This window comes from Paenibacillus taichungensis (genome assembly GCF_047302525.1).
Lineage (GTDB): Bacteria > Bacillota > Bacilli > Paenibacillales > Paenibacillaceae > Paenibacillus > Paenibacillus taichungensis_B.
Window position 1 is genome coordinate 6,599,467 of record NZ_CP168020.1, and the last position, 24,416, is coordinate 6,623,882.

A 24,416-nucleotide genomic window follows, 5' to 3' on the forward strand; every position below is an offset into this window, starting at 1 on the left:
ACCGGCGCTTGACCGGCCATGGACAACGGAGGGTTATATCAAAATGAAAGAAGCCCGTGTGCAGGTTAAGGTACCTCTTGTCCCTCGTCCACTAGTGAAGGAGCCAGAGGAGATTGCTGGTTTCGGTGTGGAAAAAGACAAGCTTGCTTCAACGAACATTAGAACTGTTCCAGATGAACCCATAACACCATCTGCTAGACGGCCTGGCTCGAAACCGGAGTCAGCTCAACACACTGCGGCACGGATACACATGCCTGTCATTGAATTAGACCAGTTTCGTCGTGTGAAGCGCCGCCGAATGCGTACGTTCGGCCGAGGCCGCAGATGGGGCAAGAACAATACTCGCTGGCAGCCGGCAGCGGCTGTATCGGCAGTGCTGGCGCTTGCGCTGTTGATCCCCGCCATTCTGGTCTGGCCGCGGACGGATGATCCTGTTAAACCGATCCCTGTCCCACCAGGTACAGGCAGTGTAACAACTCCAGCACCTTCGCCAGCTGTGCCCGTTACTTACCCTGAACCTAAAGTAAGGGTGTACCTGTCTGCAACCGGTACGACGATGAATCTTCCGCTTGAAGATTATGTTACTGGAGTAGTCGCTGCCGAGATGCCAGCTGAGTTCAGATTGGAAGCTCTGAAGGCACAAGCCATTGCTGCAAGGACATTTATCGTGAGAAGGCTGGCAGCTAGCGATACAAGCGGTGTGCCTTCAGGAGAGGCAGATGTGACGGATACCGTGAGTCATCAGGTATTTATACCACCAGAACAAGTAAAAGCGGACTGGACTCGTCTGGGGAAAGCGAAGGAATGGGAGAAGCTACAACAGGCTGTCCGCGAAAGCAAGGATTCCGTCATGACATATGAAGGCAAGGCGATTACCGCATCCTTTTTCTCCACAAGTAATGGGTATACGGAGAACGCAGAGGATGTATGGGGCAACCCTGTTCCTTATTTGCAAAGTGTAGCGAGTCCGTGGGATAAAAACCTGGCTCCGGGCTTTGAGGAAACCATCACGATGAAGCGTAGTGAGATTCTCCAAAAGTTAAATCTCGGTGCGAATGCCATTCCTGTGACCGCGCAGCAGAACGGTGGATGGATGGAAGTATTGTCGACAACGCAAGGGCATCGGATCAAGGAGATACAGATTGCAGGTAAAACGTTTAGCGGGCCGGAGGCTCGAAAGTTGCTTGGGCTGAGATCCAGTCAGTTCAGCTGGAAGACAGATGGAGATGAGGTCCAGATTACAACGTATGGATACGGTCATGGAGTCGGCATGAGCCAGTGGGGAGCCAACGGCATGGCACAGGAGGGTCACACCGCGACTCAGATCCTCAAACACTACTACACAGGCATCTCCTTCGGACAGGCATCCAAGATGCTAGCCTCCAAATAGGCCAACATGGAAGTCGGTATCGTCCGGGCCATTTGATTTGACCAAACGTTAATCTATTAGCAGTAATGGGCCACTGATAATATAAAGCGAGGCATCGCAGGCAATCTATGAAGTTGCTGAGCCTAAAATTAAAACCCGCCATTTCGCTCTACCAATGAACTTAAAACTATAACGCCATGTTCAATCTCATAAACTTACTTTATAAGGATTGGCTGTTAAATCCAATCCATGTATTTCTGTTTACCCCCCCTTCCGGAGCTTTCAAGACTTGGCTACATATGCTGAGACTGCCGAGCGTATGGAGAGCGGAGGGGACAGAAAAGACCTGTAGAAGCGCAGCGTCCGCCTTTACTCCCGGATTTCACCTTTAAAGAAGGTGATAGAAGAAATCTGGGAGTAACAGCCGGTCGAAAGGTTTTCTGGCCCCAAAGCGGCGCACGCACTAAGCACATCTCCCGCATATATAGTACTCTTTGAAAGTTCTGTGAAAATAATTAGAGTCGCGCGTGTATAAAAGAGTTGCACCCGGTAACACTTGTTACTGAGGTGATTAAGATGAATGAACAAAACAAAAAAACAGGCCAAGAAGAAACTCCTAAAACAACTCAAGGAGTACCGGCTAGCCAGCCCTCTTCATGGAAAAGAGCAATGTCCAAACGTTGGGTCTTCCCGGCAGCCTACATCGCAGCAGCAGGCATTATACTAACCTTAGTGTGGGTCTATCAGGGCACAGGCGAAAAAACGCTGAACTCGGACCCTACAAGTGGGGTAGTAGAAACGGGTGCATCGGGTACAGAAGGAACAGCGGTTAACGGAGAACAAGAAAGTGTGGAAGTTGTTGCAAAGTCGGAGAATTTTGTATGGCCGGTAGCGGTTCCGTCAGAAATTTCGGTAGTAAAACCTTTCTATGACAACGAAGCTTCAACTGAGGAACATGAAGCAGCGATGGTGCAGTACAATGACACATTTATTCCGAACACGGGTGTAGATCTGGCACGTGGTGATAACAAAACGTTCGAAATCAAAGCAGCACTCGGCGGAAAAGTTACCCGGGTTGAACAAAACCCGCTGACAGGTCAAGTTGTGGAAATCACACACAGTGATAACCTCAAAACCGTATACCAAAGCCTGGCTGACGTCAAAGTGAAACAGGATGATGAAGTGAAGCAAGGAGATGCAATTGCATCGGCTGGTGTTAATGAACTGGAAAAAACGCTGGGCAACCACCTTCACTTTGAAGTTTACGAAGACGGACAACCGGTTAACCCGCAAGGATATCTTCCGGAAAAATAAATGATTTTTACCGCAGCAACATGACGGGCAGAGGGAATTCTCCTCTGCTCTTTTTGTGCTTTTCAGAAAATAATGGGACCTTCGAAGCTTGTCACACCTTTAAACCGCGAATATATAGGCATGCTCCTCATATAATGTACCAAACTATCCACACAGTAGGGAGGCGGGAGCGTGCACGATTACATCAAGGAACGGACCATAAAAATTGGTCGCTGCATTGTTGAGACGAGGAATACGGTCCGTACCATTGCCAAGGAATTCGGCGTGTCAAAGAGTACTGTGCATAAGGATCTGACGGAGCGTCTGCCGGAAATTAACCCTGATCTTGCTGACCAGGTGAAACACATTCTGGAGTATCATAAGTCCATCCGTCATTTGCGGGGCGGTGAAGCGACCAAAATTAAATACAAAAAAACAAGCGGTAAAAAACGCGAGGTGCTGGCTTCCGCTAAATCGTAGAGACCTGCGGAAAGACGTAGGCCAAAAAGCTCACACATGCATTGAATCCCTCCCCTGAAGTATGATATGTTAAAAGCTGGTACAGGATCGAATTATGACATCTTATCAGCCCGATTTTTACATATATATGTTGCACTTTGTCGAACGAGCGGTGACGTGATAAGGGACTCTTTTTCACAGGATACGCTGACCAAATAATATCACTTTGGGGGCTCTTTTATGTTTAGCAAGGATATCGGTATTGATCTTGGCACGGCAAACGTGCTTATTCACGTGAAAGGAAGTGGGGTTGTCCTCGATGAACCTTCCGTCGTGACCATTGAAAGCGATACGAAGCGGGTCCTTGCTGTTGGGGAAGAAGCGCGTCGTATGGTGGGGCGTACTCCAGGTAACATTGTTGCCATTAGACCGCTGCGTGACGGTGTTATTGCGGACTTCGAGATTACGGAAGCAATGCTTAGACATTTCATTAATCGTGTGGGAGCAAGAAGCTGGTACAGCCACCCGCGTATTCTGATCTGTGCACCAACCAACATTACTTCCGTGGAGCAGAAGGCTATCCGTGAAGCTGCTGAGCGCAGCGGTGCCAAAGAAGTATTTCTGGAAGAAGAGCCGAAAGCGGCAGCGATCGGTGCGGGAATGGATATTTTTCAGCCGAGCGGCAATATGGTCGTGGATATCGGCGGCGGAACGACTGACGTTGCAGTCCTGTCTATGGGCGACGTAGTCACCGCCTCTTCTATTAAAGTCGCAGGGGACAAGTTCGACGAAGCGATTACCAAGTTTATCAAAGCTAAATACAAGCTCATGATCGGTGAACGTACAGCCGAAGATCTCAAGATTGCGATTGGTTCCGTGCATCCGGGTGGTCGTCAAACAGAGATGGACATTCGCGGTCGTGATATGGTATCCGGTTTGCCTGTTACCGTAACGGTGTCGGGAAATGAAGTGCAGGAAGCGTTATGGGATTCCGTGCAATCTATTATCGTGGCAGCCAAGTCGGTATTGGAGCGGACGCCACCAGAATTAGCGGCAGACATTATTGACCGAGGTGTCGTGTTGACAGGTGGAGGCGCTTTGCTGAACGGACTGGATGAACTGTTGTCCAATGAATTGCATGTACCGGTATGGGTTGCAGAGGATCCGATGCATTGTGTCGTGAAGGGAACAGGCATTATGCTGAATAATTTGGATCAAGTGGTTAAGAAAAAGTTCTAATCTGCCGATATAAAAAGCAAAGGTTCGCCCAAGCTCGGGAAGCAGAACGGACAAGCAGCCATCCTGTAATGCAGGACAAGCGCTTGAGGAGAGGGGTTAATACATGTTAAGAGGTCTGTACACCGCTACCGCGGGAATGATTACGCAACAACGCCGCCATGACACCGCAACGCAGAATATCGTAAATATGAACACAACGGGATATAAACAAGTGAACAGCGTAAGCCGTTCTTTCCCGGAAATGCTCATTACTTTGGTAGGCGGAGATGCCAATCTTCCGACAAAGCGGCTGGGCAAACTGAACACGGGTGTGTTCGCGGAAGAAAGTTTGTCCATGAATTTGCAGGGAGCCATTATGGAAAGTGGGCAAAAGAGTGATTTTGCCATTTCGTCCAATCTGGCCGTGAATGATCCACAGACAGGACAACCTGTCCCGTTTGACGGTTCAGGCAAATTTGTACGAGCTGATGGCACGGTAACTTACCAACCTCAGGCGTATTTTACAGTACAGGATGCAGAAGGCAACACAAGATATACACGCGATGGTCATTTCGAGGTTACAGGAACTGGACAACTCTTGAGTTCAACGGGTTCGCAAGTGTTGGATAATAATGGACAACCTGTTGTGTTGACAGGCTCGGTAGACCAATTTAAAGTGGATGAGCAAGGTCGTCTTGTCAATGCAGTGACGGGTGCACCGACAGGTGTTACATTGGGAGTCAGCGTCATCGATCAACCGAACCAACTGGTACGTCAAGGCGATGGTAATTTCAGCCTGAATGATCAGAATGGAGCAACGGCTCGGATGATGGCTGCCGGTGATAATGTGCAGATCCGTCAGGGCTACCTGGAAGGTTCGAATGTGGATGCATCACAGGCGACTGTAGATATGAACGCAGCATTCCGTGCATATGAAGCGAACCAGAAGGTCGTACAATTCTACGACCGCAGTCTGGATAAAGCCGTCAATGAAGTTGGGCGTGTATAACGCTGGCGTTTGAATATAGATTGCGCAGGGAAACAGGGAGGGTAACCACCGAATGAATAATTCCATGATTAGTGCAATGGTCTCCATGACCGGAATACAGCAGCGTCTGGATGTCATTTCCGATAATATTGCCAACGTGAATACGGCAGGATATAAGAGTAAGCAAGCAGCCTTCGAAGATGTACTGACCCGGGTGCAGCAGCAGCCGGACAAGTACAAGCTGGATGGACGCTCAACCCCGATGGGATACAACCTCGGGTTTGGAGTACGTTTGGCTGATGTGACAAAGGATATGACTCAGGGTACGCTCAATGAGACAGGCAATCCTACCGATCTGGCGATTGAAGGCAATGCGATGTTTGCCGTTGAAGCAAATGGTGAGAAAATGTGGACGCGTCAGGGTGCATTCCATTTTGTCCCTGATACAAGACCCAAAACGAATCCCAATGCGCCAGACATGATGGTATTGGTCAATGGAGAAGGCCACTTTGCATTGGATCGTCAAGGTAATCGAATTACGGCACCGAATAACAGCAAGGTTGCATTTGATGAAAAAGGCAATCTGTTGATCCGTCGTGGCAATGAAGCCAATGCAACGATTGGAGCCCAACTGCAACTCGTAGATATCGAGCGCCCTGAAGGGCTTGTGCAGTATGCGGATAACCTGTTTGGTCTGGATGCGGGTCTAACCGAGGATGATGTATTTGGAGCCAATGCAGCTACACGTGAAGCGACAGCCATGATCCGTGCAGGCTACATTGAACAATCCAACGTGGATTTGACACAAGAGATGGCTTTGCTGATGCAAGGACAGCGGACCTACCAACTGGCGGCACGTGCGCTGACATCCAGTGATTCCATGGCAGGTCTTGCTAACAATATGAGAGCATAAAAGGTGAATGTGATGACAGATACACAGCAGCAGAACAGCAAGCCGGATAAGACGAAAGTCAAGAAGAAGAAGAGTGGATGGCGCATCGCACGATGGTTTCTGGTTCCGGTCCTGCTTGTTCTTGCCCTCGCTGGCGGATTGGTGGCTGGCTACGTGGTACTGGGCAAACAGGATATCGGTTCCGTATTGCAGTGGAGTACATGGGAACATGTATATGATTTGGTGTTCGCTCCGTAGATGAACGATATATGCGAAAACTCCTGCGCAGGCAGGAGTTTTCTTTTTGGCGTTGAAAACAGTATAATGATGGATGACGTTTGACGCCAAAAGAGGCCTCCCCTGCGAAAGACATTCGTCATCGCGAAGAGAGACCCCTTATCTTAACCTTCACTACTGCAGTCATGAAGGATATAACTAGTGTTAACTGAAAATATGCTTTTCATACAAATTAAATGAAAAACACATTTATATGAGCATCGACTTCATAATAGGAATGTCCATTTTAGCTCTGGAACCAGTGAAGGGGACGGAATCGATTCTGAAGAAGCGAAGCGCTCGCCTTTGTTTCCGAATGTTATACATCTAAAAATAGTTCAGTAAACATTCGGAAACAACAGCGATCGAAAGAACGATCCGTACCCGTAACGGCCACCACACGCACACGGCCCACTATTATTGAGAATCTCATATAAATGACCCTGAGAGGAGATTATACTGTGCTCGATATCAAACAGATCCAAGAGATTATTCCACACCGTCCCCCGTTTCTGCTGGTGGACAAGATTGTAGAGTTAGAGGATGGCAAACGTGCCGTTGGATTAAAAAATGTAACCATTAATGAACCTTTCTTCATTGGTCATTTTCCAGAGTATCCGGTAATGCCGGGTGTTTTGATTACAGAAGCACTGGCACAGGTCGGTGCAGTAGCCATTCTTAATTTGGAAGGCAACAAAGGGAAAATTGGCTTTTTGGCGGGACTGGACAATTTCCGATTCCGTGGACAAGTTGTGCCTGGAGATACATTGATGCTGGAAGTGGAAATTACGCGTCTCAAGGGTTCAATTGGTAAAGGCAAAGCTACAGCCAAAGTAGGCGACAAAGTGGTAGCAGAAGGCGAGATCATGTTCGCACTGTCTGACCCAAGCTAATGATTGTATAGTTCAGCAGTCAATTGAATTTTATATAGAAGGAAGGGGTTTGCAGGAATGGAACAGTTAAGCACAACAGCAGCACAAACATTGCAGCAGTGGTTGGAGGATGCTTCGATTGATGAAGCGACGAAACAGGAGCTTCGTGATTTGCAGGATCAGCCGAAAGAGCTGGAGGATCGCTTCTACAGAAATCTGGAGTTTGGTACAGGTGGATTGCGTGGTGTGATCGGAGCGGGAAGCAACCGGATGAACCGTTATACCGTAGGTCGTGCAACGCAAGGGTTTGCCCGTTATTTGCTGGAGCAGCATGGCGACAAAGAAGGTAAACCTTCTGTAGTGATCGCACATGATTCCCGTCATTTCTCACCTGAGTTCACACTGGATGCTGCCCTGGTTTTGGCTGGAAATGGCATTGTGGCTAAGCTGTTTACTTCCCTGCGTCCTACGCCTCAGCTTTCCTTCAGTGTACGTCATCTGCAAGCAACCGGCGGTATTGTGGTGACGGCGAGTCATAATCCTCCTGAATACAATGGCTACAAAGTGTACAACCACGAGGGTGGCCAACTGGTACCACACGAAGCAGAGAAAGTCATTCAATACATTCAGGAAGTTCCTTCCCTCGCGGATGTGAAAAAGCTGACGCAGGAAGAAGCCGAAGCTCAAGGATTGCTCGTATGGCTTGGGGAAGAGGAAGATCAGGCATTTGTTGATACAGTTGCCAGCCTAAGTCTCAGTCGTGACCTGATTCAATCCGGTGTCGGCCGTGATTTCAAAATCGTCTTCACTCCACTGCACGGAACAGGTAATGTGCCTGTACGTCGTGTGTTGGAACAGATCGGTTTCGAGCAGGTTCACATTGTGGCAGAGCAAGAACAGCCTGATGCTGAATTTTCCACAGTGAAATCCCCTAACCCGGAAGAGCGCGAAGCATTTACGCTTGCAATGAAGCTGGGTGAATCCGTGGGTGCGGACATTCTGATCGGTACAGATCCGGATGCAGACCGCATGGGTGCGGTAGTGAAAGACAATGATGGCAAGTATTTCGTACTGTCGGGTAACCAATCCGGAGCCATCATGGTGCATTATGTGTTGAGCCGCTTGCAAGAGACGGGTAAACTGCCGAAGAACAGTGCAGTTGTCAAAACGATTGTAACAAGCGAGATGGGAGCGGTCATTGCTGAGCATTACGGTGCAGAAGTGATGAATACCCTGACAGGCTTTAAATATATCGGTGAAAAAATGAATCAGTTTGAAGCAACCGGCAGTCATACGTTCTTGTTCGGTTATGAGGAAAGCTACGGCTACCTGGCAGGCAGCTACGCTCGTGACAAGGATGCAGTCCTGGCTGCAATGCTGATTGCTGAAGCAGCTGCTTATTATAAAAACCAAGGCAAAACCCTCTATGATGTTCTGCAAGAGCTGTACAGCCAATTCGGATATTTCCTGGAGAAGCTGGAGTCCCGTACGCTGAAAGGCAAGGATGGCGTAGCTCAAATTCAGGCGAAAATGACCGACTGGCGTTCTAATCCGCCGCAAGAAGTAGCCGGCATAGCTGTACAAGATGTGCTGGATTACTCCCTTGGCTTGGATGGCTTGCCTAAAGAGAACGTTCTGAAATTTATTTTGGCAGACGGATCATGGTTCTGCCTGCGTCCTTCGGGAACAGAGCCGAAGATCAAAGTATACTTCGCCGTGCGCGGAGAGAACTTGGAAGACGCCGAAAGCCGTATCGAACGTTTGGCTACTACGGTGATGACGCGCGTAGACGCACAATAAATACGAATGCAGTACTAAGCAAGAACATGAGAAAGCCTCTCCGCACCGTAAGGTTGGTTGGCGGAGGGGCTTTTCTTTTAGGTAAAAAGGGTGAATGTCTACGTCTATTTGGATGAATTGCGGATAGTTGCACGTTTGTTGACACAAGCTGTTTGTATCCGGTATTTATTCAATATTATGCAATGAAAATCATGAGCTGAACGTGCATTTGGTTCCAACACTTGAGGAGGTACATGTAGTGCGTCAAAAATGGCTTTATTGGAATACCGCTTCACGGAAGTGGCTGTGGATTGTTGTCATTATCGGTTTGATTGCTTCCATCCCTGTCATCAGTGATCGGGTGCAGACGGAATCTTCCGCCAAAAAGGTGGAGCTTGTCTTCAATTATCGGGGTCTATTGGATATCTCGGCTTATCAGGCCCATCCGCAAGACTTCATGAAAGAACAACTGACTCGGTTGAAAGACGCCGGAGTAACAACCATGGCGGTGTTCGAAAGTACACTGGATGAGTTGAAGAAGTCCCGCCGTCTGATGGTATATAACGGGCAGGACCTTGCGAACATGACCAAAAATGTCATTCCTGCTAACGATAATTATACGTATGTGTTATTCACAAATGAGGAAAATGCACAAACGTATACCCCTATCATTGAACAAACGTTCGCCGATCGGGAGATTCCTGTGCTTCCATGGGAATATGAAGGTCGTAGCGGCTTAATATTGCAGACTCCACCGGAGAACGCCAACATGCAGCCTTTGCAACCAGATCCGGTTGCCGTGAAGATGCTGCGTGATAAAGGATTTTACATTTTGCCACGGATCTCAGACAGTGTGCCTTATAATCAGGAATCCATGGAACGCCTGCTTACCTTCTTCGAAGAGAATGGGGTAAAGCGCATCTTGTTTGATGGTGATGCTGTGAAAGGGTACAATGATAATGCAGAGATGAAGAGTATCGATATGTTTGCCCAGTTGCTGAACAAGCACCATATTGGACTGGCGGCTATTGAGAATTTGAAGAAACCACAATCCGGTTTTGAGACTCTCTCATATAAAATTGACTACAATGTAACTCGTCTGTACTCCTTAAGTGACGGGGATGCCAATCTGGATGTAGACACCATTGCTGACCGTTTTGTTTTGGCTACCAAAGACCGCAACATTCGTATGCTCTATATGAATGCTTCGCCAAGTCGGAATACGGCCAAAGCCATGATCACCAATCCGATTGATAATCTGATCAATAGTTTGGGTGAGCCTGGTCATGCGATTGAACGTATGGGCAAACATGGCTTCGAACTGGGACAAGCCGAAGCGTTTACGGTGAAAGATTCTTCCATTCAGCGTTATGCCAAGCTGGTTGCCCTGATTGGTGCAATCGCAATGATTTCGCTTATGGTTTCATATTTTGTACCACTGCTGACATTGCTGGTATTTGCACTGGCTCTGGTGGGCAGTGCCGGGTTATTCTTGCTCAAACCGACGTTGCTGGAGCAAGGAATTGCATTACTGGTAGCCATTAGCGCTCCGACCATCGCGATGGTACTGGCAGTTCGTACAGTGAACTATCAGCAACAGCGTCAGTCAGACGCGCCTGCGGGTCGTCGTTTAGCGCAAACGTTATTCTTATATGTAAGAACGTCGATTCTTTCGTTCCTGGCGGTGCCTTTTGTCATCGCGTTGCTTAACAGCATTACGTACAGTCTGGTGATTAACCAGTTCCGAGGCGTGAGCCTGTTGCACTTTGCACCTATGGCGCTGGTAGCGATTTATATTGTGTTTTACCGTGGCTCGGGTACGTTCTCCATTAAGCAAATTAAGAACCTGCTTCGTACTCCGATCACCGTTGTGATGGTTGTATTGGCACTTGTTGCTGCCGTTGTTGGGTATTACTATTTGAGCCGTACAGGCAACTCGGGTTCGGTTACGCCATTCGAGATGTTCCTGCGTGTTGTGTTGGAAGACACATTCGGCGTGCGACCAAGGTTCAAAGAATTTATGCTGGGACACCCGCTGTTTATCGTTGGCGTGTTCGCCGCTTTAAAATATCGTAAAGTCATCTTTGTGCTCATTATTGCAGCAATTGGACAATTGTCCATGGTGGATACGTTCGCGCATATCCATACGCCAGCTGTATTGTCACTCATTCGTGGAGTGATGGGATTGGGACTTGGCTTAATCTTCGGTATCGTTGCTGTGGGTGTGTGGCAAGTAGCGGAAGGATGTTGGAAAAAATGGTCACCACTTCTCAAAAGTTAATCATCTCAGGATATTATGGATTCCACAACAGTGGAGACGAAGCGGTACTAAAGTCAATTTTGACGGCGCTGGAAGAGGAGAGTCACAGATCGAATGTCACGATTGAGCCGATTGTGCTCTCCGGTGACCCGGAGTGGACCACTTCAATGTACGGTGTACGTTCAGTACATCGGATGAAGTTGAAGGAGGTTCGCGAAGCGATCAAGGAAAGTGATGGTTTAATTAGTGGGGGAGGAAGTCTGCTGCAGGATGCAACCGGACTGAAATCCATCCCGTACTACCTGGGGGTCATCAAACTGGCCCAATGGTTGAAAAAACCAACATTTATCTATGCACAGGGCATTGGACCTGTAAATCGCAAAATTTTCAATCCAATGATTCGATCCGTCTTCAAAGCTTGCAATTATGTATCTGTGCGTGATGAACAATCCGCTGAATATTTGCGCGGGCTCGGATTGCAGTGGAATCAGATTCATGTGGTCCCTGACCCGGTGATGGGTCTGCCACTGCCTGAAGCCAATGCGGAAGAAGTAAGTTCAGTCACGGTTAATGCTCAAGGAGCAAGCGTTCATACCAAACTCCCGGTGATCGGTGTATCCGTACGTTTCTGGGAGTCGGATCGTAAAGAGCTTACAGCGATTGCTGCTGGACTTAAGAAGCTTTGCTCCAAAAAAGCCGTTCACTTACGCTTTATGCCATTTCACTTACCGATTGATGAGCAGGCTTCACGTTTTGTCATGGAAATGCTCGGTGACCTCGGTAACAAGGGGAGCGAAGTAAGTATTACCAAGGATCTCACTGATCCGCAGCTGATGCTTCAGGAAGTCAGCAATTGTGATGTCGTTATCGGCATGCGTCTGCACAGTCTAATCTACGCAGCTTCACAGTATGTTCCACCCGTTGGTATCTCGTATGATCCAAAGATTGATCAGTTTATGCTGCGTCTGGATAGTGAGTCCGTGGGTAGTACGGATGCGCTGGATGGGGATAAATTGGCGAAGACGGTGGCTAACCTGTTGGATCAGCGTTCACAGTGGCTGAAGGAACATGAAGAAGGCATTACCGAATTGAAGCAGGAAGCCAAAGTGCCTGCTCAGCAAATTATTAAATATTTAGGCCGCAAAGGGTGAAATAAGATGAATCAGACCGGACCAATACCTACCGTTTCGATCTATGGTATTCCTTTTTCCAAACTAACGATGAAAGAAACGGTGGAGGTTCTTCGCGAAGCTGTGCTCACGAAGCAGCCGCACCAAGTCATCACAGCCAATCCCATCATGATCATGGCCGCGCTAGAGAATCCGGAGATGATGAAGGTTATGCAATCTGCGGAAATGATTGTTCCCGATGGAACAGGCGTTGTGTGGGCTGCCAATTATTGTGGGGAGCCTGTGGCAGAACGGGTGCCTGGATTTGAGCTTTTACATGAATTGCTGCGTGTTGGAGAAAACTATCGGTGGGGCGTGTATCTGCTCGGTTCCACACCTGAGGTGATTCAAGAAACGGCAGTTCGGTTACAAGAGCAATATCCGGCGATTCGAATTGTAGGTTATCGCGACGGTTATTTTGGTCCGGCTGAGGACGAGCAGGTTGTCGCTTCCATTCGTGAAGCTGCACCTGATCTTCTGTTTGTTGCACGTGGGGCAGATACGCAGGAACCGTGGATTCACAAGTACAAAGACGCGCTTCAAGTTCCCGTTACCATGGGGGTTGGAGGCAGCTTTGATGTGATTTCGGGTAAAACCAAACGTGCACCCAAACTGTTCCAAAAGTTAAGACTGGAATGGTTTTATCGTCTGCTTCGCGAACCTAGTCGGGCTGGCCGAATGCTTGCGCTTCCGAAATTCGCTGTCAAAGTGATGCGGGACAAAGAAAACGTGACTAAAGTCCGTTAAAATTAGGCTAATACGAGTAAAATGCACGTTTTTGCTAAAAATTGAGGTTGGCATTTCGACTGTGATCAGCGTATAATTCATTCCGGATTACATGTGTCGTACTGCTTGAATTAAAACGTTACACTGAGCAACTACGATAGCAAGGCAACCTTCCGATCGCTGTTATCCCCAGATTTCTTTTATTACCCTTTTATAAGGGTGAAATCAGGTGATAAAGGCGAACGCTTCGCTTCTTCAGGTTTTCCTTGCTCTCTTCGTTATCGTGTAACAAGTATTCAAAAATGACTAACAAATGATTTTTTATATATAAAAAGAGATCAGGGGATTTATAATTTCTTACAGGTATTATAATTGGGGGTCGAATGTTCAAATGGTAGCGATCTTTATCATTGGATTTATCGTGTCAATGGGACTGGCTCTTGCCTTGACACCGCTTGTCAAAAAGTTCGCAGTCAGAATTGGAGCAATGGATACGCCGAATGCACGTAAAGTGCACACTCGGATTATGCCCCGTCTTGGTGGTCTAGGGATTTTCCTGGCCTTTATCATTACGGTTGCTGCACTGCTTCCTTTTGTGTCAGCATGGTTTACGACAAGAGACATGAGCTTTGTCAGTGCTTTTCTGATTGGTGGATCGATCATCGTACTGATTGGTGCGTTGGATGACCGTTTTGAACTGTCAGCCAAAGTGAAGCTGCTCGGACAAATTGTTGCTGCTGCTGTAGTCGTATTCGGATTCAACATTCGTGTAGACTTCGTTAATATTCCTTTTCAGGATTCCTATTCTTCATTGGAAGCTTGGGTGTCGATTCCGCTGACGATTCTCTGGATTGTTGGTGTAACGAATGCGATTAACTTAATTGATGGTCTGGATGGTCTGGCTGCCGGTGTATCCGGTATTGCCATTGGTACCATTGCCGTGATGTCCTTCCTCATGGGTAATATGATGATTGCTTTGATGTGTCTTGTACTGCTTGGTAGTATTGTTGGATTCTTGTTCTTCAATTTCCACCCAGCCAAGATCTTCATGGGGGATACGGGATCACTATTCCTTGGTTTCTCTCTGGCAATGCTATCCATGCTTGGTTTCAAACAAATTGCTGTCGTGTCCTTCATTACGCCGTTGATCATTATCGGTGTGCCGCTCTCGGATACCTTCTTCGCGATCATTCGTCGTGCGGTACAACGGAAACCGATTTTCTCACCGGATAAAGGTCACTTGCATCACTGCCTGCGTGAGCTTGGATTCAGTCACCGTCAGACGGTTCTGATCATTTACGGTATTGCCGCATTCTTCGGTGTGCTGGCAATTATCCAATCTTCCGCTGCGATGTTCGAAGCCAACTGGGTAACGTTCGTCGTGATCTGTATCATGATGTTCTTCCTCCAGGTCGGAGCAGAAGTCATCGGACTTGTAAGCAAAACCAGAAGGCCGGTCATTAACTTCCTGATGCGTATGCGCGTCAAGATGAACCCGGAAACCCGTTCAAAATCCTAAATAGAAACGCTCGTTTACTGATCTTATTGAATATTCTTTCAACCCAAACCTTGTCCCTCGTGGACAAGGTTTTTTGTTTATTTTGCTGTTTTTACTAAATAATTGGAACCTTTCGGCCGATATATAACGGTAACTGACTTAAAAAGAGGAGAGATGATTGCATGCAGCGTACGAAGAAGCCGATGATTTGGCTGATGATGGTGGCACTGGTTGTATCTCTAATACCAGCAGGCCTTGCACCAGTCGCGTCGGCGGCAGGACAGACGAGTTATTTTACCCCGGATAATGCGAAACTTAAGAGCACGGTAGGATTGTTGTTGGAAGGGGAAGATACGAATACCAACAAACTGACTCGTGAGAATGCATACAGAGTGACGAACAGTGAGGAACCCATTTCTGGTACATTTGTGAATGTATCGGGGTCAACCCTTGCTGTTAACGTACAACAACTGAATTTGGATGGCGGGAAATGGGTTGAGAGTACAACTCGTGTAGCTCCCGGCTTTATCACGGCCGATCCGGAAAGTCCAGATAATCGTTTCAATGCTACATTGACTCTATTTCCTGGTATGAATAAAGTTACGTTCACTGGATCTCAGGGACCCAGCGAGCGTTCGGAAACATTTTATATCTTATTCGACCAAGTACCCTATTTGCAGGATGTGCAAATCATGGGTGGTTCATCTAATTTGAACTTGAATGACGGATCGAAAGTCGTAGTGAATGCAAAAGCAGTTACAATTCAAGGTCAAGCGATGAACGCTTCCAAAGTGACGGTATCCATCAACAACGGTGATGCTTTGCCTACATCCCTTCTGGAAGATAAGTCATTCTTTACGCCACAGATGCAACTGAATCCAGGTGAAAATAAGATTAAATTGGTTGCTCAGAATGGACAAGATACACTTACTTTCAACTACTCACTTCTATATTATGATTCGGAAAACCCGGTTGTGGAACTGGATTTGATCGGTGCGGATTCTACGCAAACTTTGTTGGGAACACGTCCTTCTTACACAGGGGATAAGGATAAAGCAAAGGTCAAAGTGAAAGTACTAATCCCTGAAGAGGACGGCAAGTCTTTTCTTCAATCTGCTAACGTAACGGTCAGACCTATTCTCGCTGAGGGAACGCCACCACCAGCGGTGACAGTTCCAATGCCTACTCAACCTGAGAATGAAACTTATATTCCAAGTACAGCTACCAATACACCTTCCTATTACTTGGCTGAGTTTGAGATTGATCCATTGAAACTAGCAGAGGTCTCAGGCGAAACTATAGAGGCGCAAGAGCACACACTTACAATTCAATACGGCACCAAAACGATCAATAAAACGTTCAGATTCTTGTATCAGCCTGGACAAGTTGCAATCACTGGCTTGCAATATCTTAAGGGGTACAGTGAAGGTGGTACAATTCCGGCAGGACAGGCGCTTAACGGTGCAACGATAGATCAAGATGAGTTTTACATTGCAGTGGAGACAAGTACTGCAGTAACTAATCAAGCAGCAAACGGTGCAAACAAAATTATTGCCCGGTATCTTCCATTAGGCACCAGTTCTATTGATATCAAGTATGTAATGGACGTACCTGTGCCAACGGGTTCCAAACAAAATCCAAAGTATATTTACAAAATCTCCGGCTTTAAAAATGGTACTCAAACGGTCAGATTTAATTACAGCATTGCTGGTGTAGAGTCAAAATCATATAGGGATGCGACCATTTCATTTGCATCGAAAAATTATATCTATATTGAAAATGTAAATGATGGAGAGACATATGACGTTAATTCAAAGGAACCAAAACCCTTTGAAGTATCAGGACAACTAGTTGGTTTTGGAGATATGTTGAAGAGTGACTTTTTCGTGTTTGATGTATTCGCTAACGGAACTAAATATTACTATTATGCCGACTCAAAATCATCTGATACTGGTTTCAAGTTTGATAACGTGACTGGTAAATTCAGCTTCAGTCTGAACGTCAATGGAGAAAAAGGCCCATTGTTCTTCGGGGAGAATCGGCTTGTCTTTACTGCTACAGGAAAAGATGGAGAGAACCAAACTAGCGAGATCAAAAAGGAAGTTCGCTTCTACATTAATGATAATAACGTATCGACAGTGAAGAACTTCCAACCTGCGCTGGTTAGAGGTCGACAAGATCTCCCGACAACCTATAATTCAGATGATGCAATTATCAAAAATCTGTTCAATCTGGCAGCGGAATTTACACTCAAAGACAATGTGTATACAACAAGTCAAAAAACCTTTGATATCGCTATTCGCGGAGCCGGAGCAGAACGCATCAATTTGAATATGGGGACCAAAACCATCTTCACGTTGAAGGTTCCACAAAATCAGGACAATCAAGCTGCAGTAACTTGGGATACACCCGAATTCTCAACAGAATTCACGAAGAATCCGCCATATGTAGTAGATCGAATTGGCTCTCAGGATGAGTTTGTCGTACGTCTTCGGGATCTCCCGTTGGATACACCTGGAACGTACATCTACACACTTGAGTTAATTAACAAAACAGGTGCGAAAACTTCTCAAAAATTGGAGATTGTAAGAGAGTCAACAGGCTATCGACTTTTATCTCCACAACCCACTTCAGGCAATAAAATTGTAGTTAATAAAAACTTCGTTCACATTGATATCGAGGCAGAAGGCGCAACCCAGGTCCTCATAGGAAAAGAGCCAGCTGTCCGTCGTACAGACGTGGGTGAAGATCGCTTTATGTTCGATTTCGTAGGACTGAAACAAGATAAGTCCACACCAATCAAAATCACTGTACAACGGCCAGGATCAAATCTCACGGATACCATCAATGTGTTCTACACGGGGACCGTAGGAGTTGACGCGCAGTACATGGCTCCGAAAGTGGCCACAAAGTATACAGTTTTCAATAAGCAACTGCAATTGAATTTTCCAAAAGGCACAGTGATGCAAAGCACTGATACGAAAGGTATCGCAAGGTATTATCCAGATACCAAACTGCTGTTTGGTATTGCTGATCCTGTTCGGGGTGTAGTTGAACGCCGAAATGATTATGGTAATGTGATTGGATTCATCAATACGGGGGAAGAGAGTGGACTTCCAACGTGGCAGATTCAGGATGAATACTACACACGATTTGGTTCCACAGCAGCTTCAACAAACTTCAGCCCGATCTCTGAAGTTTATTGGATCAGCGGAGGTATGGGAGAGACTGGCGACAGAGGAACACAAGATTACAAAATGCCAACCAATGGACTACCACCTTATAGCAGTGAAGCATTATTCGGTGATCCTAACATTCCGTCAGAGCGTAAAATTACACCTTCACAACGGGGCACATTAACACTTTCGTACGATTCAAGCGTAGTTGATGATGCTGGTTCAACCATCACTGTATTCCGTTATAACTCCAAGCGGGAGTGGAAGAATATTGGTGGTGAAGTAGATACGAAGGCTCACACGATTACTGTGCCGTTTGATGAATTTGGTTATTACAAAGTTATGAAGCTGAAACGTAGCTATAATGACATCATCAATCATAACTGGGCAAGAAACATTCTGAATGGACTGTACTCGAAAGGATTCATGAATAATCTTCGATTCGAACAGTTCGGTACAGATGATCGCACTACGCGTGGAGAATTCGCCACATTGTTGGTTAAGGGTCTTAATCTACCAATCAATTCAGACAGTAACAATACGTTTACGGATCTGAGACCTGGAACAAGCTCCACGACATGGGATTATGACAGCATAGAAACTGCAGCAAGAGCAGGTATCCTGACAGGTCTTACGAATGGTGTTGTAGGGGCAGATCGACCACTGACACGTGAGCAAGCTGCTGTGATGATTGCTCGTGCACTGCAACTGAAGCTCGCAACAAATGATGCCAAACTTGAGGCTGCCGTAGCCAAAGCGTTTGTCGATTCAGGAAGTGCAGAGAAATATGCTCTACCAGCAATTCAGGCCGTCTCCAAAGCTAAGATCATGGAAGGATCTGATGTTACGGTTGCGGGGCAGGCAAAACCTCAGAAGGCATTTAACCCGAAAGGAAACCTGACTCGTGCAGAAGCAGGTAAGATCGCGGTTGAATTGCTCAAGAAGAGTACCAAAGTATTCCCTAAAAACTTGAGTTAATTTATGTGTTAGCATGGATGCATTTTAGGAAGGACCTGTCCCTTGCACTAAAGGGGCAGGTCCTTTTTATGAGTGTTATGTAACTGATAAAGAACACTTTTATAATAGAAGAAATAAGTTTTTTACCAATAACTATTTTTGTAATTTGCTAGAGTTTAAGATACAATAACGGTAAATACACAATGATCTAGAGGGTGAAGTTAGCTAATGAAACCGATTTATTCGAAGGCCCAGCTGGGCTACATGAAGGCAAAGACACAGTTCGAGAAGCAGGCAGTCATTCTGGAGAAAAAGTTGGAAGATACACGTAAGACGGAGGAGATCTCTCAGGAAGTGATGGAAGGGCTTGTACAGACTACTGGCTTCCATGATGCGTATAACAATCTGGTTCTGGCTGAGAATGAACTGATTGAATGGTCTCACACGACGATGAAGCATGAGAAAACGTACCGTGAGAACAGACAACCAATCGATGATATGTATCTAAGATTGAACAGTGATCCGCAGATGCGTGCTCAAATTATCGACCTTGCGATGAAAATTCGCTAACCTATATAACCAGAATATTACGAAAAGCATCCCAGCATGGGATGCTTTTTATTTTGTTTATTGTGGAATTTGTCGCTTCATAGTATGAAACTCTGGGTATAAATAAACGTTGGCAACATAGAAGAAGCACCTCTTATATTGGAAAGAACACAGTCACATCAATGCTTTTTTATGGGTTTTGAATGGCTATCTTACCCGCACTGTACCTATACATAATTAAATTCAAAACTTTTTTTGTGGAATCCGCAACTTTTTGAAATCTGTTGCGTTTAAGATGTAGAGTCAAAAACATTGGGCCTGTTACCAAGATTGACCTCGTGAAGAATCTTGTCTATTTATTAGAAAAAATTGCTTTACGACTCGGAAGACCCATTGTATAATACGTAGGTAGGATTAGGAAACTACTCTATTTTCGTATGGATCTGCTTTACAACCTAGTTTACAAGTTTCTGTGATATGCTCACAGACATCATTTATATTAACTTGCTCACAACTCTGGAAAGGGGGTGCAACAATATATGAGGAATACGAGCGACCCTATTAAAGAAAATTCAAATGTTATGAACACCCAAGGAGGAGAAAAAAAGGTTATGAAGAAAATTTTATCCGTAGCATTGTCTACAGCAATGGCATTCTCAATGTTTGCATCTGTAGCATTCGGTGACACAGCAGTTTCACCACAACAACAGTTTGATGCATTGAAAGCAAAAGGTATCTTTACTGGTTACCCAGATGGTACTGCAGGTTTGGATAAAGACATGACTCGCGCTGAGTTCGCTAAAGTAATCACTAAATTGCTTGGTCTGAAAGAGATCACTGGAACTCTTTCTTACACTGACAAAAACTACACAGCTAAGAACTGGGCTGTACCTTACATCGAAGCAGTAACTGCTGCGGGTATCATGGAAGGTAAAAACGTTGAGAAGAAAATCTTCGACTTCAACGGTAAAGTAACTGTTTCCGAGATGGCTACCATCTTGACTCGCGCACTTGACCTGGAAATCCCAACTGAAACTAACAACAACGCAGCTGACTGGGCTAAAGGTTATGTTCAAGCAGCAATCAACGCTGGACTGATCGATGCTAAAGCTAACTTTGGTGCTAACGCTTCCCGTGAATTGTTGGTAGGTGCAGCATACGCAATCGATCAAGCTCAAAGCTTGAAAGTAGCTTCTTATGAAGTAAGCGAAGCTGGTAAAGTTGTAACTTTCAAAATCAGCGACGGTGAATCCGTTAAAGTAACTTTGGATAAAGCTCTCGAAGCTAACAAAGAAACTGAAGTGAAATTCACTTACAAAGATAAAGAATTCACAGAGAAAGTTACTTATGTAGTAACTTCAGCAACTAAAGTTGAGAGCGTAAAAGCTAGCAACCTTAAAGAAATCGATGTTGCTTTCGACGGTAAAGTTGACAAACTGACTGCAGAAGACAAAGATCGTTACTCTGTAGACAGCTCTGTTGTAATTGAATCCGCTGCACTGCAATCCGACGAAAAAACAGTTCGTTTGACTGTTGTTGGTAACCTGCAGAATCAAAAATCTTACAAAATTTCTGTTCGCAACGTTAAAGCAGGAGATAGAACTGTAAGTGTAACAAACCAAGAGTTCACACCTCTCGATAACGCTCTTCCAGAAGTTGCGTCAGTGAAATCTCTGGGTACTAAAGCAGTGAAAGTAACATTCACTGAGCCAGTTAAATCGGCTACATCAGCTAACTTCAAACTGGACGGTAAAACGTTCTTCGGTAGCGTAACTGAAGGTAAACGTGATGTAATTCTTAAACCTTACAGTTCTACTGACCTGACTGTTGGAACTCACAAACTGGAAGTATCTGGTGTTGAAGACTTCAACGGATTCAAAGCTCTGACTAAAGAAGTTGAATTCGAAGTGGTTTCTGATACTACTGCACCAACAATCGCTAATGTAACAGCTACGCTCGAAAAAGCAACTGTAACATTCAGCGAAGAAATCGATCCGGACACTTTGTCTAAATCTAACGTTTACTGGAAATCTGGTAACGACAAAAAAGCTGCTGATTCCTTTACTCAAGTATCGCCTGAAGTATATGAGTTCAGCTTCAAGTCTAACCCATTCCCTGGATATGAAACACCATTCTTCGTAGAAGGTGTTAAAGACTATTCCGGTAACCAAATTACTGCTACTGAAACTAAATTGAAAGCCGAAGTTGACCAAACTCGTCCAGAAGTTACTGAAGTAACACTGAACAGCACGGACAACAAAGTAATCAACGTTAAATTCAGTAAAGAAGTAAAAGTTGAAGATGTTAAATACTTCACTTTGACTAAATCCGATGGTAAAACTGTAGCACTGAAATCCGTAATTGGTGTAGATGGTACTTCCGAAGATAAAGCATTCAAACTTTCCACTTATGATGCTCTTACTGAAGATTCCTATACACTCAAAATCGTTGGTGTACGTGATACTACTAAGTTGAACAACACTATGCTTGATTACACTGCAACTGTAACAGGTAAAGATACTGTTGCACCAGAATATCAAGGTAACTCTGCTACAAGCAGCACTCGTACTCTATATATCAGTTTCAACAAAGCATTGAACCCAGTAACAGTTGGTGATAAATCTAACTACTTGGTGAAAATCAATGGAACTGATCAACAGCTTCCTTCTGGAACTGAAGTAACTCCAGTTAATGAAGGTAAAGGTGTACGTATTGTATTCCCACAATACATCGATAACGATGCTGTTGGAATCAATGATACTGCATTTAAAGCTAATATCACACATTTCACATTGTTGGGTCTGAAAGATGCAGCTAATAATGTGATTGATAAAATTGGTGAATCCACTCCAATTAACACTGCAGCTGCAACAACTGTTGTTTATGAGTCTGGAGTAACTGAACATGCTCGTTTGACTGAAGAAGGTACAATCAAAGTTCGCTTTGATCAACCAATTTCAACTGTTAAAGCAGGAGACTTCACAGTATCTCAAGGAACAGTAACAAGCGCCTCTGCTGATGGAACTAACTTGGTTACTTTGAAAATTTCTGGACTGGGCAAAACTGGTCTTACAAACCAAACTAGTTCTACTGATTTGGCTCTTACAGTAGCAACTGGAAATACTATTAAAACTGTAACTGGTAACGCTGTAACTGGCGGAGCAGTTGTTGTAAAAGACAAAGTTAAACCACAAGTTCAACTTGCAAGTGGTCAAACTCGTCTGGCTGTTGAAAACAACAGAACAATCTTGTTGCCATTCTCTGAAACACTTTCAACAACTAATGTTGAGAAATTTGCTGAAGATTTGGTTGTACGTAATGTAAGAACAGGAGATCTGGTAAGTAATAGCCAATTCTCCACAACTGTTGATGGTAATGTTCTGAAAATCACTTTGGCTTCTTCGGTGAATTCCACTGATGATTACACTGTAAGTGTAAGATCTGACGCTACTTCTTTGCAAGATCGTGCAGGAAACTTGGCTGTTTCTTCTTCCGCTTACACAACAGTAGCTGGTCAACTTAACACTGTAGCTACAGGTGTAACTGCAACTACGGCAGCAGGAGTAACAGGTGCTGAAGGAGTTACGGGTGTCAAAGAAGTTAATGTATTGACTGTTTCTGGTACAGCTGCAGCTGGTGATATCACTGTTGAGTTTAATGATGGAGGAACGCCAGTTTCCCATAATGTAACTCTTCAAGCTGGGGATTCTCCTAGTATTGCTGCATTGAAAATCGCTAATGCATTTGCATCTACGACTGGATATTCGGTTCAAAATGTAGGTAGCACCGTTGAATTTACAGCTGCTACTGCAATTGCAGATAAGCCAACAGTGACTATTACTGTAACTAATACTGATCCAGCAACTCCAGTAGGTGTAACTGGCAATGCAACTGAAAAAACAGCTGGGGTGGCTGAAGTAACAGCTGCTAAACAAACTCACACACTTACAATCAGCGCTACTTCGCCAAAAGCTGGTGTTAATACAGTAACCTTTACTGATGGCTCAGTGAATGTTTCCGCGACGATTAATGTTGCGACAACAGATAATGCTACAACTATTGGTGATAAAGTTGTTGCAGCATTTAATGCTAAAACAACAGAATACGTAGCTAGCAATGCAGCTGGTGTAGTAACATTTACTGCTAAAGCAGCAGCAGCGCAAAAAGCAATTACAGTTACTTTTAACTAATTATCTGTAAATACAAGAAAGACCTACCCTTACGGGTAGGTTTTTTTTGTTCTTTTATATTTTACAAACACCATAATGTTCTCGCTCTATCCAACGTTTATACTGTAAATCAACAAGCAACATATAGGAGGTTTGAAAATGGATCATAAAAAAGTTATAACGACTTTGTTATCAGGTGTGTTGTTAATTAGTAGTGAGGCATTGCAGAAGCAGAGTATCAAAAGCTACGCAGGTAAACTAAATTTTAACTGTATTATAACTATGAGGGGATTTACGAACGTAATAAATACTTGTTCTGGAATGGGATCTAATTTAAAGTTTATTGATGTAGTGACTCCCTAAGTAAGCATCGAGGTAGAAACTTGAAATTCCCCAAATTAAAACAAATAGAAATACCATTTACAGAATTTTTGGATATCGCTAATCAAGAAGTATATGCATTTGACTTAGTGATTAGGCAATTTGCTCAAACTAAGGTCCCTACCTTGAATCCAATAGTGGATTACACTACAACCGTTGAAGGAAATAATATTGTTGTAAATTTCTTAGTAGATTACACAGATGAATTTTCAGTAGAAGCTAGAGATCTACGTTTTATTCGTGCAAATGGAAGCCATGCATCACAGTCAGAAGTCTACACAACAACAGAGAATGATCAAGTAATAGATATCACTACATGACTGGTAAAAAAACCAACAACATCGTAACTTTCTTCCCCTCACAAACGTTTATACTATAAAGCAAC

The 24,416-nt window shown here is 44.9% G+C and carries 18 protein-coding genes; all 18 read left to right on the forward strand.

Translation table 11 applies throughout. The annotated features are described in order from the left end of the window. Positions 1–43: 43 nt before the first annotated feature. The 18 genes from spoIID (at position 44) to ACDJ58_RS29970 (ending at position 24,351) form a co-directional block, all read left to right on the forward strand. Positions 44–1,390, forward strand: coding sequence for a stage II sporulation protein D (spoIID, locus tag ACDJ58_RS29885; protein WP_413374323.1), 1,347 nt, complete (start codon positions 44–46; stop codon positions 1,388–1,390). Positions 1,391–1,945: 555 nt separating this feature from the next. Continuing rightward, the gene (locus ACDJ58_RS29890) at positions 1,946–2,683 is read left to right on the forward strand and encodes a peptidoglycan DD-metalloendopeptidase family protein (RefSeq protein WP_413374325.1); all 738 of its coding nucleotides are present in this window, start codon (positions 1,946–1,948) and stop codon (positions 2,681–2,683) included. Between the two features lie 171 nt (positions 2,684–2,854). Further along, a complete protein-coding gene (gene spoIIID, locus ACDJ58_RS29895; RefSeq protein WP_024632710.1) occupies positions 2,855–3,142 on the forward strand; it encodes a sporulation transcriptional regulator SpoIIID in 288 nt (95 codons plus the stop codon). Positions 3,143–3,361: 219 nt separating this feature from the next. After that, positions 3,362–4,360: a rod shape-determining protein gene (locus ACDJ58_RS29900; protein ID WP_063567732.1), complete on the forward strand. Its 999-nt coding sequence runs from the start codon at positions 3,362–3,364 to the stop codon at positions 4,358–4,360. A gap of 103 nt (positions 4,361–4,463) precedes the next feature. Continuing rightward, a complete protein-coding gene (locus ACDJ58_RS29905) occupies positions 4,464–5,348 on the forward strand; it encodes a flagellar hook-basal body protein (RefSeq protein WP_413374326.1) in 885 nt (294 codons plus the stop codon). A gap of 52 nt (positions 5,349–5,400) precedes the next feature. Beyond that, positions 5,401–6,240: a flagellar hook-basal body protein gene (locus ACDJ58_RS29910; protein ID WP_113052898.1), complete on the forward strand. Its 840-nt coding sequence runs from the start codon at positions 5,401–5,403 to the stop codon at positions 6,238–6,240. Between the two features lie 12 nt (positions 6,241–6,252). Further along, positions 6,253–6,477: a DNA-directed RNA polymerase subunit beta gene (locus ACDJ58_RS29915; protein WP_024632706.1), complete on the forward strand. Its 225-nt coding sequence runs from the start codon at positions 6,253–6,255 to the stop codon at positions 6,475–6,477. Positions 6,478–6,956: 479 nt separating this feature from the next. Further along, on the forward strand, positions 6,957–7,388 hold the full coding sequence (gene fabZ, locus ACDJ58_RS29920; protein WP_063567749.1) for a 3-hydroxyacyl-ACP dehydratase FabZ: 432 nt from the start codon (positions 6,957–6,959) through the stop codon (positions 7,386–7,388). A gap of 57 nt (positions 7,389–7,445) precedes the next feature. Then, a complete protein-coding gene (locus tag ACDJ58_RS29925) occupies positions 7,446–9,167 on the forward strand; it encodes a phospho-sugar mutase (protein WP_413374328.1) in 1,722 nt (573 codons plus the stop codon). A 238-nt stretch (positions 9,168–9,405) separates the two neighbouring features. Continuing rightward, the gene (locus tag ACDJ58_RS29930) at positions 9,406–11,427 is read left to right on the forward strand and encodes a DUF5693 family protein (RefSeq protein ID WP_413374329.1); all 2,022 of its coding nucleotides are present in this window, start codon (positions 9,406–9,408) and stop codon (positions 11,425–11,427) included. Next, the gene (csaB, locus tag ACDJ58_RS29935; RefSeq protein WP_413374331.1) at positions 11,403–12,557 is read left to right on the forward strand and encodes a polysaccharide pyruvyl transferase CsaB; all 1,155 of its coding nucleotides are present in this window, start codon (positions 11,403–11,405) and stop codon (positions 12,555–12,557) included. The genes ACDJ58_RS29930 and csaB overlap by 25 nt, the downstream gene beginning before the upstream one ends. Before the next feature lie 6 nt (positions 12,558–12,563). Beyond that, positions 12,564–13,322 (forward strand): WecB/TagA/CpsF family glycosyltransferase, encoded by a 759-nt coding sequence (locus ACDJ58_RS29940; protein WP_413374332.1) that lies wholly within the window; start codon positions 12,564–12,566, stop codon positions 13,320–13,322. A 370-nt stretch (positions 13,323–13,692) separates the two neighbouring features. Further along, on the forward strand, positions 13,693–14,820 hold the full coding sequence (locus ACDJ58_RS29945) for a glycosyltransferase family 4 protein (protein ID WP_413374333.1): 1,128 nt from the start codon (positions 13,693–13,695) through the stop codon (positions 14,818–14,820). 161 nt (positions 14,821–14,981) lie between these two features. Continuing rightward, a complete protein-coding gene (locus tag ACDJ58_RS29950) occupies positions 14,982–18,953 on the forward strand; it encodes an S-layer homology domain-containing protein (protein WP_413374334.1) in 3,972 nt (1,323 codons plus the stop codon). 207 nt (positions 18,954–19,160) lie between these two features. Beyond that, on the forward strand, positions 19,161–19,502 hold the full coding sequence (locus ACDJ58_RS29955; RefSeq protein ID WP_053782862.1) for a hypothetical protein: 342 nt from the start codon (positions 19,161–19,163) through the stop codon (positions 19,500–19,502). 518 nt (positions 19,503–20,020) lie between these two features. Beyond that, positions 20,021–23,671 (forward strand): S-layer homology domain-containing protein, encoded by a 3,651-nt coding sequence (locus ACDJ58_RS29960; RefSeq protein ID WP_413374335.1) that lies wholly within the window; start codon positions 20,021–20,023, stop codon positions 23,669–23,671. A gap of 138 nt (positions 23,672–23,809) precedes the next feature. Then, positions 23,810–24,013, forward strand: a complete 204-nt coding sequence (locus ACDJ58_RS29965; RefSeq protein ID WP_413374336.1) for a hypothetical protein — start codon at positions 23,810–23,812, stop codon at positions 24,011–24,013. Between the two features lie 20 nt (positions 24,014–24,033). After that, positions 24,034–24,351 (forward strand): hypothetical protein, encoded by a 318-nt coding sequence (locus tag ACDJ58_RS29970; protein WP_413374337.1) that lies wholly within the window; start codon positions 24,034–24,036, stop codon positions 24,349–24,351. Positions 24,352–24,416 lie beyond the last annotated feature (65 nt).